Here is a 12,892-nt window from a genome sequence, read left to right on the forward strand (position 1 = left end):
AGAGCTAGCCCTTTGGATTGGTCTTTTCTTCTGCTTTCTGGGTAGAAGAGGAAACCATGGCGCGTCCCTCGTGTGTCTCGCTGTGAATCACCGACTGGTTAGCCAGCGGAATGCGAATGCCTCGCTGGTCCATAGCCTTCTTGAGCTCTTCCCGGAGCTTACGCCCCACCGCGAACTGCTCGGAGGGGGCAGTTTTGACCGTCAGACGCAGTACCACCGATTCACCGGTCACAGACTGCACGCCCAGGTACTGGGGCTTGCCCGAGATATTCTCTTTGATACCGGGCATCTTAATGGCTTTTTGAATTGAGGTCATGAGGAAGCCGGCCATCTCGTCGATATCGGCATCATAGGGAATGGGTAGGTCGATAATGGTACGGGCCCAGCCCTGAGAAGAGTTGCCCACACGTAGAATCTCGCCGTTGCGCACGTGCCAGAGGGTTCCTGCCGTATCACGTACCTGGGTGGTGCGCAGACCCACTGCCTCTACCTCGCCCTCAGCCTCACCAAGATTGACCCAGTCACCGATACCCAGCTGGTCTTCGGCCACGATGAAGATACCCGAGAGGAAGTCTTTAACGAGAGACTGGGCCCCGAACGAAAGGGCAACACCCACCACACCAGCTGAGGCGATGACGGGGGCAATATTGAAGCCCAGCTCAGCGATAATCATGACGACCATGACCGTCCAAATCACAATCGATGAGACTGACCGGAGCACCGAGCCAACGGTCTGCGCCCGCTGGGACTGGCGGGCGCTCGCCAGGGACGCGTCGGCCTTCCACCGGCTAGTTTTACTTCCCTTTTTCTCTTCTGCTGCAACCACCCGGTTGCGGGTGCCGCGGGCGATAGAGTCGGTGACGTGGCGAATGACCACACGCACCAGGCCGTGTAGGACGAACCCGATGATGATAATGATGAGTATGCGAAGGGGTGCTCCCAGCCAAAAATCTAGGCTGGCCAGCCTAGCCATTACGGTTCCGGCGGCCTCGGCACTTTCTTCAAGGGGCGTTGTTTCTGCTGCTAAAATCCCGGTTGCTGTCATACCTATGAGCCTACCGTCTTTGTCTGAAGAAAACCGGTATGCCAGCTGTTTGCGAACGCTTGGACGGCACACTTGAGCTAAGGGTGCAATAGACTGGTTTTGCAGAGACGAACAAAGGAAGAAGAGATGCCCCTGGTGATGGATACCCGCCCGGCCGCTTACGCCGTGGTGATTGAGGACGGCAAGATTCTGCTCTCCCGCTGGGTACCGCATATTCCCGGTTACCGCCCCGGCTGGACTCTACCCGGTGGCGGCATGGACCCCGGCGAACAGCCCCATGAGACTGCTGTGCGCGAAGTCTTTGAAGAAACCGGTTACCGGGTGGAACTTGACGGCCTTCTGGGGGTGCACGCGGCCTACTTTGAGCCTGAAGCCGGGGCGACCCGCCCTTTCTGCACCCTGCGTACCCTCTATACTGCGCACGTCACCGGCGGAGAACTTACTGCCGAGGTTGGCGGATCGACCGACCTGGCAGAGTGGGTTCCTTTGGCCGAGCTTGACCAGCACTTCTACTATTCCCTGGTGGACGAGGCCGCCCGCCTCTTAGGGTACGCGGATGCCCGTGAGCTGGCAGCCAGCTACCGGGAGGGTGCGCATGACTAGGGAAGCGACTAAAGAACAAGGACACCCGCGCGTACAGGGCTACCGTGCCCAGCTGGTTGCCCTCGCTGCGGCCACAGGCCTTCTGCTGAGCGGCTGTGGCAGCTCAATGGCCGGCCACAACACAACTGCCTCGACCAGCCCCGCCACGACCGCTACCCTGCGTATCGGTACCGGGCTAACGGCTGAGACCCGCCACGCAGCCTATATCTACCAGGCTGCTCTGCAAGAAGCGGGCTACACTGTTGAGGTGGTTGAGACCGACGATAGTCGCCCCGCCTACTTCGCCAGCATGGGTATAGATACCGCAGCCACTGCTACAGGCAGCCCTACTGCAACGAGCCCGGCAGATGGGCTAGTACACATCACCCCTGATTTGTCTGGCGACCTGCTCCTCTACCTCACCGATAACGGGGAGGTTAGCCCCACCATTATCGAAGAGGAGCGGGCTAGCGCCGCGGCGGAAACCAGCCCCGCGCTAGACCCCACTGCGAGCGTAGAAGCTAGTGCGGGCGCGTCCGCTGATTCCAGCCCTACCGCTACACCAAGTCTTACTGCTACGCCCAGCCCCAGCGCCACCTTGCTTAACGTGCGCGGGCTCAGCAGCAACGACATCGTCAGCTACGTTGACCGTGCCCTGCCCGATACTGCTGAGGTGCTTGCACCATCGAGCGCCACCAACCGGTATGGCTACGTGGTCACCCGGGCTACTGCCCAGCGCTACGGTCTTGAGACCATGAGCGACCTAGGGCAGGTCTGCTCTGAGCTGAGCCTAGTTGCCCCCGAAAGCTACGCCACCAACCCTAGCGGTGCTACCTCGCTGAGCACCCACTACAGCTGTACCCCGGGAGCCAGTAAGACCGCTGATAGCCGGTCAGATCAGGCCCAGGAGCTCATAACCGGCGCAACCAGCATGAGCTACATGTACTCGGCCAGCGCAGAGATCCCGGCTAACAACCTCAAACTACTAGAGGACCCCGAACGCACTCAGCTGGCCCAGAACATCGTGCCCATCACCCGCGCCGGGGAGTTACCCCAGCAGGTGAAGGACATCATTAACGGTGTTTCAGCTAACCTCGACACCGATTCTCTGGTGCGCCTCAATACGCTCACGAGCGGTGATAATCCCGTCTCAGAAACCGGCGCCGCCCATTTCTGGCTGACCAACATAAAGGGGTAATCTAAATCTCATGGCATTCAAGCAATCAAAAAAACTTCAAAACGTTCTCTACGATATTCGCGGGCCCATTCTGGAAGAAGCCCAGCGTATGGAAGCGCGCGGTCACCGTATTCTCAAGCTCAATATCGGTAACCCGGCACCCTTCGGTTTTGAAGCGCCTGAAACCATCATGATGGATATCATCGAGCACCTGCCCTACACCCAGGGCTACTCTGATTCCCGCGGCCTTTACTCTGCCCGTACCGCCATTGTGCAGTACTACCAGAATGAGGGCATCATGAACATCACTACCGACGACGTCTACCTGGGTAACGGGGTCTCGGAGCTGATTCCTATGACCCTGCAGGCCCTGCTCGATAACGGGGATGAGATTCTGGTGCCCAGTCCCGACTACCCCCTGTGGACGGCTGCTACCCAGCTTGCAGGCGGCAAGCCGGTGCACTACCTCTGCAATGAAGAGGACGGCTGGCTGCCCGATATTGAGGACATCAGGTCAAAAATCACCCCCAGCACCCGCGGCATTGTGGTTATCAACCCCAATAACCCCACCGGTGCTGTTTATACTCCCCAGGTGCTCCAGCAGATTGTTGACCTGGCGCGGGAACACGAGCTGGTGATTTTTGCTGATGAAATCTACGAGAAGATTCTCTACGACGGCGCCCAGATGACCCACGTGGCAGCTCTGGCAGGCGACGACGTGCTCACCTTGACCTTCTCGGGTCTTTCCAAGGCCTACCGAGTCTGCGGCTACCGCGCTGGCTGGGTGGCTATTTCGGGGCCCAAGCTTGCGGCTGCCCCCTTCATCGAGGGTATTAACCTGCTGGCTAATATGCGCCTGTGCGCTAACGTGCCCGCCCAGCACGCCGTACAGACCGCCCTGGGTGGCTACCAGTCCATCAACGACCTGATTCTGCCCGGCGGGCGTCTCAAGGAGCAGCGGGACCTGTCCTACAAGATGCTCAGCGAAATGGACGGCGTGACCGTGCAGCAGGCTGAGGGCGCCCTCTATCTCTTCCCCAAGCTCGATATCGATAAGTTCAATATCACCAGCGACGAGCAGTTCATGCTCGATTTGCTGCGGGAACAGAAGATTCTGCTGAGCCACGGCACGGCCTTCAACTGGTCAGAACCCGACCACTTCCGTCTGGTCTTCCTGCCCGATACCCGCACCCTGGCCGATGCCCTGGAGCGCCTGGGCAACTTCCTGGCTGACTACAAGCAGAACTAGGACGTCTGGTTCTGGCGGGCGGCGTCCAGGGTTGCCTGTGCGCCGTCAAGCCATGCCTCGCATCGCTGGGCAAGGGACTCGCCTCGCTCCCACAGGGCAATAGATTCTTCAAGCGTGCTCGCACCGGACTCCATGCGGGCCACAACCTGCAAAAGCTCTTCACGGGCCTGCTCGTAGGTCAGCTGCTCAACCGGAGTTGCGTTGAGCTCTGTCTTGAATTCGATGGTGTTGCTCATAGGTTTCCTTTCCTCGACCTGGCATCTGACCAGGTTCTAGTGGTTTTTCTCGTGCACGGCGGTAACGGCTGCGTCCACGGCACCGACTGCCGCGCGCACACTAATGTTTTGACCCTCGTGCAGGGTGCGGGCATCGCGTACCAGCTGGCCAGAGGCGTCCTGCATCACCGCATAGCCGCGCTCCAGGGTCTGCTGGGGCGACAGGGCCGTAACCCGCGCCCGTAGCTGGCTAATAAGATCACGGTCCCTGGCAAGACGATGGACGGCCGCGCTCGCAGCCCTCGCCCGTAGCCGCTCAATATCCTCTGACCTAGCCAGCAGGGCTGAGCCCGGGTTGGCAAGAACCGGACGGGACCGCACCTGGGCTAGACCGTAACGCTCAGCGGACACCAGCTGCTCCACAGCTCGTACCAGCTGGTATCGGACCGATGCGAAGAGCTCTCGCTCCTCACGGACATCCGGAACAATACGCTTACCGGCATCGGTAGGGGTCGAGGCCCGCAAATCTGCTGCGTGGTCCATCAGAGGAGAATCAGCCTCGTGGCCAATAGCCGATACGACCGGGGTATGCGCCGCTGCAACGGCCCGAACCATTGCCTCCTCAGAGAAAGGCAGCAGGTCTTCAAAGGAGCCGCCACCGCGGGCAATCACAATCACGTCGACGTCGTCCCGGCTATCAAGCTCAGCCAGCGCAGCCGTCACCTGGGCAACCGCGTTCACACCCTGCACCGCAACCTCCCGCACCTCAAAATCAACGGCGGGCCAGCGCAACGAAGCATTACGGATAACGTCTTTCATGGCATCGGAATCACGGCCGGTAATCAGACCCACCCGGCGGGGGAGCAGGGGCAAGGGCCTCTTACGCTCGGGACTAAAGAGACCCTCAGCCTGCAGCTTGGCCCGCAGCTGCTCAATGAGCTCCAGCATGGAGCCCACACCCACCGGCTTGATATGAGAACCCTGCATCGACAGGCGGCCGGTCTTCACCCAGAAGTCAGGCTTGAGCTGCAAAACCACCCGAGAGCCCCGCTCCAGCTGGCCCTGAACCTTAGCCATCTCAGAGCCCCAGACCGTGACCGATACCGAGACTTCCTGCTCCATATCGCGCAGCGTCACATAGGAAACCCTGCCGCGGTGGTTGAGCTCAATAATCTGCCCCTCCACCCAGGTCGGTACGCAACGGGCAATATACTCGTGCATCTTATTCGACAGCACATGCAGGGGCCAGGGATTATCGACGCTGGTCTGGCCAGCGCGTTCCGCTAGTTGCCGGGGTGCGCCCTGGGCCTGCTGCTCTTGCTGGGCCTGTAGCTGCGCCAGCGTCAGATGGCCGGGAGCCGAATCACCAAAACTGTTCATACACCTACTTCTACCACCGCTGGCTGACACTTTAAGCATCGAGCCAAGAAAAAATAGGAACTCAAGCAAATACCCAGTAAGACCGGCTACCATGCAAGCATGACGGGTACCCGCAAGAGCACAGAAGACTACGGCGACGGCAACTGGACAAACCCCTATGTTCAGGCCGAAAATCAGCGCGCCAAAGAAGCAGCCCAGGCAGCCTATGCCCAGCAGCCCCAGGGCTACACCCACCCCTATGCAGAGTCGACCTCGGATCACTATGCCCAGGGGGCCTACCCGCCTGAAATGCAGGCGCAGGGGGTGGCGTCCGCGCCGATGGCGTCCTACGCACTCCCACGGGCGCCCCGACGTCAGCGCCGCCGTCCGGCTTTTAGCCTGGCCAGGCGCTTTCTCTGCATCCTGCTAGCCCTTCTTACGCTGGCTACCGGGCTGACCGCAGCCACAGCCTACTGGGCGCAAACCACCCTGGTAGATACCGAAAACTTTGCGGCGATGACCGAGTCCATCGCCTATGATCAAGACTTCCAGACCAGCCTGGCAAGTGCTGTCACCGAAGATATTATGGCCTCGCCAGCTATTGAGACCTACCTGGGCGATGGCAATTCGACCTCCTGGTTTGGGGGAGTGCAGAACTGGCTGTACGACCAGACCCACAACCTGGTAGACGGTGCCACGAACTCTCTCGTAACATCTGAGGCCTACCCCCGGCTGTGGGCCCAGGTGATTTCAGATACCCACGCCTATAACTTCTCGGGTGAAAGCCGCCCGGCGGTGCTTGACCTTTCTGCCCTCTATGACCAGGCTGGGTCGTCTGTGCAGTCGGCTACCGGCTTTAGCGTTGATACCTCAAGCCTGCCCGGCCGTACCATCACCCTGGATACGGGGCAGAACATCTGGCCTATCAACTCCACCATCAACACCCTGATCTGGCTGGCCTCTCTCTGGCAACCCCTGCTGGTGGTCAGCGGTCTATCTGCCCTGCTCGGGTTCCTCCTGTGGCCCCGCAACCGCTTTGCTTACCTGGCCTTTATCGCCTTAACTGCTGCTGGCCTGCTCTGGTTCGCCGGCTTATTGGGTGGCGGCGCTTCACTGACCGCCGGAATTGAGCTACCGGCTAGCAACGCTGCCGTCCTATTTCTGCAAAAGCTGTCTGAAACCATCACCGCCTCTTTCGCCAGCTACCACAACGGCCTGGCCCTCAACCTGCTGATTGCGGGGGCGGTCCTGGTACTTCTGGCTCTTCTCTCAGCGATTATGGGGCTGACTGCGAGAGAAGCCACTGCACGCACCCGCTAGAACCACGTAGGATAGAGACTATGTCTACCCAAGAGAAGACCATTGAACTGGGTCTGCCCACCGTACCCCGCGTGCGCAGGACCCGCAAAGAAGTTGAGGCAGCCGCCCCCACAGGCGACAAGAAGGTGCTCCTGGCAGCACCCCGTGGCTACTGCGCCGGCGTTGACCGCGCCGTCATCGCCGTTGAAAAGGCCCTAGACCACTACGGGGCGCCCGTCTACGTGCGCAAGCAGATTGTGCACAACCGCCACGTGGTTGAAACCCTCGAAGCTCAGGGAGCAATTTTCGTGGACGAGGTGGAGGAAGTCCCCGAGGGCGCCGTCACCGTCTTCTCCGCCCACGGCGTGTCACCGGCTGTTGTGGCCTCAGCAGAAGAGCGCCAGCTTAACACTATCGACGCTACCTGCCCTCTGGTTTCCAAGGTGCACCGCGAGGCTGTGCGCTTTGCCAAGCAGGACTACGACATTCTGCTGATCGGCCATACCGGACACGAAGAGGTTGAGGGTACCGCTGGTGAAGCCCCCGACCACATTCAGATTGTGAACTCACCCGATGAGGTTGACCAGGTGACCGTTCGCGACCCCGAAAAGGTGGTGTGGATTTCTCAGACCACTCTGTCGGTGGACGAAACCCTGGAAACCGTTGCCCGTCTGCGTGAGCGTTTCCCCACCCTGCAGGACCCGCCTTCAGACGATATCTGCTACGCCACCTCTAACCGCCAGGGCGCTATCAAGGAGATCGCTCCGAAGGCTGATCTGGTGATTGTGGTGGGCTCGACTAACTCGTCGAACTCTGTGCGCTTGAAGGAAGTCGCCCTGGAATATGGGGCTAAGCAGGCCTACCTGGTGGATTACGCCAATGAGGTTGATGAGGCCTGGTTCGAGGGTGTGACCACCGTGGGTCTAACCTCCGGCGCATCTGTACCCGAGGTGCTGGTGCAGGACGTGCTGCGTCTGCTGGCTGACTACGGTTATGTTGACGTTGAGAAATTTGAGACCGCTAAGGAAGATATTCTCTTCTCGCTGCCTAAGGAGCTGCGCGCGGCCCTGAAGAATGATTCGGGTGAGCCCGCGATGCGACTGGGAGGACGAGGAGCGAAGCCGAGCCGGTAAAATTGCGAAGCGACCGGCTCGGCTTCGCGACGAAGTCCTCTTCCGTTAAAAATTTGCCCACGATTGGGCAAATTTAGGAAGTGAGGAGTGCAGCCGAGCCGGTAAAATTGCGAAGCGAACTCCATGTACCTTGCGCGAAGAGTTTCCGTGTAAGAAAAGGCCCCCGCTTGGGGGCCTTTTCTTGTGTGGCTGGTTAGCTGGGGATTAGGCCGTAGACGACGGCTGAGAAGGCTGCGATGCCTGAGATCACCACGAAGATGTTGGAGAGCTTGCCGCGGTAGGGGGCTAGGGTCGGTACCTTGTGGATGGCCCACATGGGCACGATGAAGAGTACTAGGGCCATGACGGGGCCTACTAGCGATTCGATGAGGGAGAGGACGCTGGGGTTCAGCACGGCTGCGATCCAGACGGTGACCACGATAAAGACGTTGATAGCCATGTTGAGGGCTTTGTCACTGATGCGCTTTTTCTCGGGGTCGAAGTTCTTGCGGATAATACCGGCTGCTCCTTCGTGCCCGCCGAGCCAGTGGCCGAAGTATGAGGAAACGATGGCCGCAATAGCTACGATGGGGCCGAGCCAGTTGATGAAGGGGGCATCGAATTCGTTGGCCAGGTAGGAGAGGATGGGGAGGTTGGAGGCGCGGGCTTCAGCTAGGCCGTCCGGGCCGATAGCTAGCACGCAGGACCAGACAAAGCCCATGGTGAAGACGGTCAGAATGATTGAGGTCACGCGTAGCACGCGGGACGCCTTGACCGAAGCGAAGCCGTGGTACTGCTTGCGCATAGCCACTGAGAACTGGGAGATAGCCGCTGCGTGGTAGAAGGAGAAAACGAGCACCGGCAGCATGAGCCAGAGGGTCATGGAGAAGTTGCCGGGGGCTGGCACCTGGCTAAAGCCGTCGAGTGACCAGTGGGGGATGAGGTAGAGGGTGAGCGCGGCGAGAACCAGAATGAGGGGGTAGACCAGGAACTGGGTGACAGTGAGCATGAGCTTTTGGCCGATCATCATGACGGCACTCATGGCGCCGACGAGCATGGCGGCAAGAAGCCAGCGGGGCAGGGGCTCTAGCCCGAACTGGTTAGTGAGAAAGGAATCAACCGTATTGGTAATGCTGACGCCGTAAATGAGCAGGATGGGGTAGATGGAGAGGAAGTAGAGCAGGGTAAAGATCTTGCCGAAGCCTCGGCCGAAGAATTCTTCGGCTACCTCTGTGATATCTGCTGTTTGTTTGGAGCTGGCGGAGACCATGCGGGAGAGCCCCCGGTGAGCCAGGAAGGTCATAGGCCAGATCAGGACGGTTGCGGCCAGCAGCGGCCAGACACCGCCGGCGCCCGCGTTGATGGGGAGGAAGAGAATACCCGCGCCGACGGCTGTGCCGAAGAGGCTGACGGTCCAGGCTGTGTCTGTGCGGTTCCACCCCGGAGCCCGGGTTGCGGCGTCGCCCATTTCGATAGCTGCGGTGGAGACATCGGTGTACTCCTTGTTGCCCTTGTGAGACATACAAAAACTCCTAGATTCACATCGTTGTGAGATACGTGTACTTATTATTCTAGCCTTTTTTGTACGGGGCGTGTAGAATGAGCCTATGCCCTACCTTTTCCTCGCGCTCGCCATTGGCTCCGAAATCATTGCCACCACCCTGCTGAAATACACTGAAGGGTTCACCAAACTGTGGTTTACCCTGGGGTGCCTGGTGAGCTACGGCTTTGCCTTTTTCATGCTGGCTCTGGCGGTGCGGGACATTCCGGTGGGGGTGGCTTATGCTCTCTGGTCGGGGTTGGGTACCGCTGCCATCGTCGCCATCGGGGCGGTATTCCTGGGGGAGCCCATCACCCTGGTCAAGGTAGTGGGTATTTCCCTGATTGTCGCCGGGGTGCTGGTGCTCAACCTAGGCGGGGCTAGCCACTAGTTCTGGTAGCAGATTTCTTCCCAGACGGGCCGGTAGCCCAGCTCCTCATTGACCTTGATCATGGCCGGGTTGACAGCCGAGTTCATGGTAATAATTTGCCGAATGTGGGGCGCGGACGCCGGCAGTCGGGTATGGCTGAGCACCTTGAGGGTGCGGGAGAGGCCAAGGCCGCGGTGCTCTGGCATGACCACGGTAGATTCCTGCCAGGCTGAGACATTGCGTGTATCGGTGGGATAGGTCAGGGCTGTTATCGCTGCAATCTTTCCTTGGTGTAGGGCAGCCGCATACATCAGTTCTTCTCCTGATGTATGGGTTTTCTTCTCTATCTCGCGCAGACGCTCAGGGGTGAAGTCTGAAGCCTCCCAGCGGACATCTCCAGTGGGTTCATCCACCTCTAGCTGGTGGTAAGCAGCTGCGGCTGACTCTAGGTGTTGTTCGGGAATTTCATGTTCCCAGACCTCAAAGGTGGAGGCGGGGTCGGCTATTGTCTTGCCCTCAGCCGCCTGCACAAGGTCTGCGGGAAGCGGTAGGGGAGCGATTCTCGTGATAGCAGAATTCTTAGGTTCTAGGCCCAGAAGATCCGCAACCCTGTTGATGAGCAGGGCGGGGTCGTCCTTGTTGTCATCCTGCATGAGGTAACCGTAGTAGGTGATCTGGGTGCGTCCGCTGGGCTCGATAGCCTCGGCTAGGGCATGGCGGGTAAGCGCCTCTTCCAGACCTCGCCCTTCAGCCTCGGGGTGGACGGCAAGAAGGAAGTTCAGGCCGTCCAGATTCTCTTTGAGGGGGAGTGAGACCAGCACAATACCGAGAATCTGCCCCCGAACCTCGGCAACCCAGCGGTGGTTTTCGTAGTAGCTGGAGGGCGCAAGAATAGCCCGCCGCTCTTCAACCGTTGTGGTTGATGGGAAGCCGTAGAGCTTTTCATCGCAGACAGAATCGAGGGCGTTGAGCTGCTCCATGTCGTTATCGGAGTCAAGGTTGATCGGGCGAATGACGATATCCTGGGGTGAAAACTGCGCTACTGTCATGCTGATCAGCATAAAATATTGTGCCCTAAGTAACAAGAGGTGGGTGTGTGGAAGCTGCCTGACCTACTCGCCGGTGGCGGGCGCCCGCACAGGTTGTGGGGCTTAACTGACGCTCCCGCGCCCGCTTGACTCACCCCTGTAAACTAGAAACCGTGGCTTTAACTATTGGAATTGTGGGTCTGCCCAACGTCGGCAAGTCGACCCTCTTTAACGCACTGACCAAAAACAACATCCTGGCAGCGAACTACCCCTTCGCGACCATCGAACCCAACGTGGGCGTCGTTAACCTGCCCGATGAGCGCCTGGCTCGCCTGGCCGAAATCTACGGTTCCGAGCGCATTCTGCCCGCAACCGTCTCCTTCGTCGATATCGCCGGTATCGTTCGCGGCGCCTCTGAAGGCGAAGGCCTGGGTAACCAGTTCCTCGCGAACATCCGCGAGGCCCACGCCATCGCCCAGGTCGTCCGCGCCTTCGACGACCCCGACGTCATCCACGTCGACGGCAAGGTTGATCCTGCCAGCGATATGGAAACCATCAACACTGAGCTGGTGCTGGCTGACCTGCAGACCCTGGAAAACGCTATTCCCCGCCTGGAAAAGGCCGTCAAAATCAAGAAGGGTGACCCCGCCCAGCTTGAGGAATACAAGAAGGCCCAGGCTGTGCTGGAACAGGGCGACACCCTGATTTCCAAGTACGAAGAAGCCAAAATCGATATGGCCCTGCTCAAGGAGCTGAACCTGCTCACTTCCAAGCCCTTCATCTACGTCTTTAACTCGGACGAGGGCGTCCTCGCCTCTGAGGAAAAGCAGGCTGAACTGCGCGCCATGGTCGCCCCCGCTGAGGCCGTCTTCCTGGACGCCAAACTTGAGGCTGACATGGTCGAGCTCTCTGAAGAAGAGGCCCGCGAAATGCTGGAAATGAGTGGCCAGGACGAGTCCGGCCTCGACAAGCTGGCCCGCGTCGGCTTCTCCACTCTAGGCCTGCAGACTTACCTGACCGCTGGTCCCAAGGAAACCCGTGCCTGGACCATCACCAAGGGCGACACCGCCCCCCAGGCTGCCGGCGTCATCCACACCGACTTTGAGCGCGGCTTCATCAAGGCAGAGATTGTCTCCTTCTCCGACCTGGACGACGCCGGCTCCATGGCCGAGGCCAAGGCCCGCGGCAAGGTCCGTATGGAAGGTAAGGATTACATCATGCAGGATGGCGACGTGGTGGAGTTCCGCTTCAACGTTTAGCCTCCAAACTGGATCTTCCTGTGGAAAAGTGCAAGTGCCCCGCGAAAAGTGCGGGGCACTTGCACTTTTTCGATGGCGTCTTAGGTGCGTGTGCGGACGTATGGCGGGCGGGGGGGCTTCTATAGTTTTCGTCAAGCCCCCACCGACACACGAGACTCATAAAAACACCCATCCCGCAACATCGCAAACAAAACATTCAACCGCTTACGAGCCAACGCCATCACCGCCTGATTATGCCGCTTACCCTCCGCACACTTGCGATCGTAATAAGCACGCGAAGCCTGATCAGCCTTCAACGAAGCAAAAGCAGATAAGAAAAGCACTCGCTTGAGTGCTTTGTTCCCACGCCGTGAGGCGTGGGAACCCTTAATTGAGGTACCCGATTTTCTATCCACTGGCACAATCCCAGCATAAGAAGCCAGATGAGAAGCATCCTTAAAATCCTTACCCACCACCTCAGTTAGAATCCTGGCACTGGTGCGCACACCCACCCCCGGCATCGAACGAATAACTGCTGATAAAGGATGAGCTTCCACCAAATCCAGTATCTGCTGCTCTGCTTCACTACGCTGTGCCAGAATCAGCTCAAGCTGGGCAGCTAGGGCAGAAATGGGGACTGTCAGGAAAACGGTGTAACCCCCCCCAACCCCAACAGGA

The 12,892-nt window shown here is 59.2% G+C and carries 12 protein-coding genes and 1 pseudogene; 7 read left to right on the forward strand and 6 right to left on the reverse strand.

Going from position 1 to position 12,892, the window contains the following annotated elements:
• Positions 1 to 4: 4 nt before the first annotated feature.
• Positions 5 to 1,045 carry a mechanosensitive ion channel family protein gene (locus QM007_RS03345; RefSeq protein ID WP_283490542.1) on the reverse strand — a complete coding sequence of 347 codons (1,041 nt, stop codon included), beginning with the start codon at positions 1,043 to 1,045 and terminating at the stop codon, positions 5 to 7.
• Positions 1,046 to 1,144: 99 nt separating this feature from the next.
• Here QM007_RS03345 and QM007_RS03350 point away from each other — a divergent pair, with 99 nt between their 5' ends.
• The 3 genes from QM007_RS03350 to QM007_RS03360 are packed head-to-tail and all read left to right on the forward strand — an operon-like array spanning position 1,145 to position 4,053.
• Entirely contained in the window at positions 1,145 to 1,648 is a 504-nt protein-coding gene (locus tag QM007_RS03350; RefSeq protein WP_283490543.1) for an NUDIX domain-containing protein, read from the forward strand.
• Positions 1,641 to 2,825 carry a glycine betaine ABC transporter substrate-binding protein gene (locus QM007_RS03355; protein ID WP_283490544.1) on the forward strand — a complete coding sequence of 395 codons (1,185 nt, stop codon included), beginning with the start codon at positions 1,641 to 1,643 and terminating at the stop codon, positions 2,823 to 2,825. The genes QM007_RS03350 and QM007_RS03355 overlap by 8 nt, the downstream gene beginning before the upstream one ends.
• Positions 2,826 to 2,835: 10 nt before the next feature.
• Positions 2,836 to 4,053: a pyridoxal phosphate-dependent aminotransferase gene (locus QM007_RS03360; protein ID WP_283490545.1), complete on the forward strand. Its 1,218-nt coding sequence runs from the start codon at positions 2,836 to 2,838 to the stop codon at positions 4,051 to 4,053.
• Here the strand turns inward: QM007_RS03360 and QM007_RS03365 are convergent.
• Complete coding sequence (locus tag QM007_RS03365; protein WP_283490546.1) at positions 4,050 to 4,289, reverse strand: exodeoxyribonuclease VII small subunit; 240 nt, start codon at positions 4,287 to 4,289, stop codon at positions 4,050 to 4,052. The two genes, QM007_RS03360 and QM007_RS03365, sit on opposite strands and share 4 nt — an antisense overlap.
• Before the next feature lie 36 nt (positions 4,290 to 4,325).
• Positions 4,326 to 5,648 carry an exodeoxyribonuclease VII large subunit gene (xseA, locus tag QM007_RS03370; RefSeq protein ID WP_283490547.1) on the reverse strand — a complete coding sequence of 441 codons (1,323 nt, stop codon included), beginning with the start codon at positions 5,646 to 5,648 and terminating at the stop codon, positions 4,326 to 4,328.
• Positions 5,649 to 5,747: 99 nt separating this feature from the next.
• Between xseA and QM007_RS03375 the strand changes: the two genes are divergently transcribed.
• Both QM007_RS03375 and QM007_RS03380 read left to right on the forward strand, forming a co-directional pair.
• Positions 5,748 to 6,947 (forward strand): hypothetical protein, encoded by a 1,200-nt coding sequence (locus tag QM007_RS03375; RefSeq protein WP_283490548.1) that lies wholly within the window; start codon positions 5,748 to 5,750, stop codon positions 6,945 to 6,947.
• Positions 6,948 to 6,967: 20 nt separating this feature from the next.
• Positions 6,968 to 8,059, forward strand: a complete 1,092-nt coding sequence (locus tag QM007_RS03380; RefSeq protein WP_283490549.1) for a 4-hydroxy-3-methylbut-2-enyl diphosphate reductase — start codon at positions 6,968 to 6,970, stop codon at positions 8,057 to 8,059.
• A 193-nt stretch (positions 8,060 to 8,252) separates the two neighbouring features.
• On the opposite strand, the gene QM007_RS03385 is transcribed toward QM007_RS03380, so the two are convergent.
• Entirely contained in the window at positions 8,253 to 9,560 is a 1,308-nt protein-coding gene (locus tag QM007_RS03385) for an amino acid permease (protein ID WP_283490550.1), read from the reverse strand.
• Positions 9,561 to 9,645: 85 nt separating this feature from the next.
• On the opposite strand from QM007_RS03385, the gene QM007_RS03390 reads away from it, so the two are divergent.
• Positions 9,646 to 9,969, forward strand: a complete 324-nt coding sequence (locus QM007_RS03390; protein WP_283490551.1) for a DMT family transporter — start codon at positions 9,646 to 9,648, stop codon at positions 9,967 to 9,969.
• On the opposite strand, the gene QM007_RS03395 is transcribed toward QM007_RS03390, so the two are convergent.
• Positions 9,966 to 10,997 carry a GNAT family N-acetyltransferase gene (locus tag QM007_RS03395; RefSeq protein WP_283490552.1) on the reverse strand — a complete coding sequence of 344 codons (1,032 nt, stop codon included), beginning with the start codon at positions 10,995 to 10,997 and terminating at the stop codon, positions 9,966 to 9,968. The genes QM007_RS03390 and QM007_RS03395 overlap by 4 nt on opposite strands.
• A 152-nt stretch (positions 10,998 to 11,149) precedes the next feature.
• Here QM007_RS03395 and ychF point away from each other — a divergent pair, with 152 nt between their 5' ends.
• A complete protein-coding gene (gene ychF / locus QM007_RS03400) occupies positions 11,150 to 12,235 on the forward strand; it encodes a redox-regulated ATPase YchF (protein ID WP_283490553.1) in 1,086 nt (361 codons plus the stop codon).
• A 131-nt stretch (positions 12,236 to 12,366) separates the two neighbouring features.
• Here ychF and QM007_RS03405 read toward each other — a convergent pair.
• Positions 12,367 to 12,780: pseudogene (locus QM007_RS03405) on the reverse strand (transposase); the annotation flags it as partial.
• Between the last annotated feature and the right edge of the window lie 112 nt (positions 12,781 to 12,892).

The organism is Rothia sp. SD9660Na, assembly GCF_030064065.1.
Taxonomy (GTDB): Bacteria; Actinomycetota; Actinomycetes; order Actinomycetales; family Micrococcaceae; genus Rothia.

Excerpts from the sequence above, each read along its gene's own strand:
- QM007_RS03385 (WP_283490550.1), bottom strand. The coding sequence starts at position 9,560 with ATGTCTCACAAGGGCAACAAGGAGTACACCGATGTCTCCACCGCAGCT.
- QM007_RS03360 (WP_283490545.1), top strand. The coding sequence starts at position 2,836 with ATGGCATTCAAGCAATCAAAAAAACTTCAAAACGTTCTCTACGATATT.
- xseA (WP_283490547.1), bottom strand. The coding sequence starts at position 5,648 with ATGAACAGTTTTGGTGATTCGGCTCCCGGCCATCTGACGCTGGCGCAG.
- QM007_RS03365 (WP_283490546.1), bottom strand. The coding sequence starts at position 4,289 with ATGAGCAACACCATCGAATTCAAGACAGAGCTCAACGCAACTCCGGTT.
- QM007_RS03355 (WP_283490544.1), top strand. The coding sequence starts at position 1,641 with ATGACTAGGGAAGCGACTAAAGAACAAGGACACCCGCGCGTACAGGGC.
- QM007_RS03345 (WP_283490542.1), bottom strand. The coding sequence starts at position 1,045 with ATGACAGCAACCGGGATTTTAGCAGCAGAAACAACGCCCCTTGAAGAA.
- QM007_RS03380 (WP_283490549.1), top strand. The coding sequence starts at position 6,968 with ATGTCTACCCAAGAGAAGACCATTGAACTGGGTCTGCCCACCGTACCC.
- QM007_RS03390 (WP_283490551.1), top strand. The coding sequence starts at position 9,646 with ATGCCCTACCTTTTCCTCGCGCTCGCCATTGGCTCCGAAATCATTGCC.
- QM007_RS03395 (WP_283490552.1), bottom strand. The coding sequence starts at position 10,997 with ATGACAGTAGCGCAGTTTTCACCCCAGGATATCGTCATTCGCCCGATC.
- QM007_RS03375 (WP_283490548.1), top strand. The coding sequence starts at position 5,748 with ATGACGGGTACCCGCAAGAGCACAGAAGACTACGGCGACGGCAACTGG.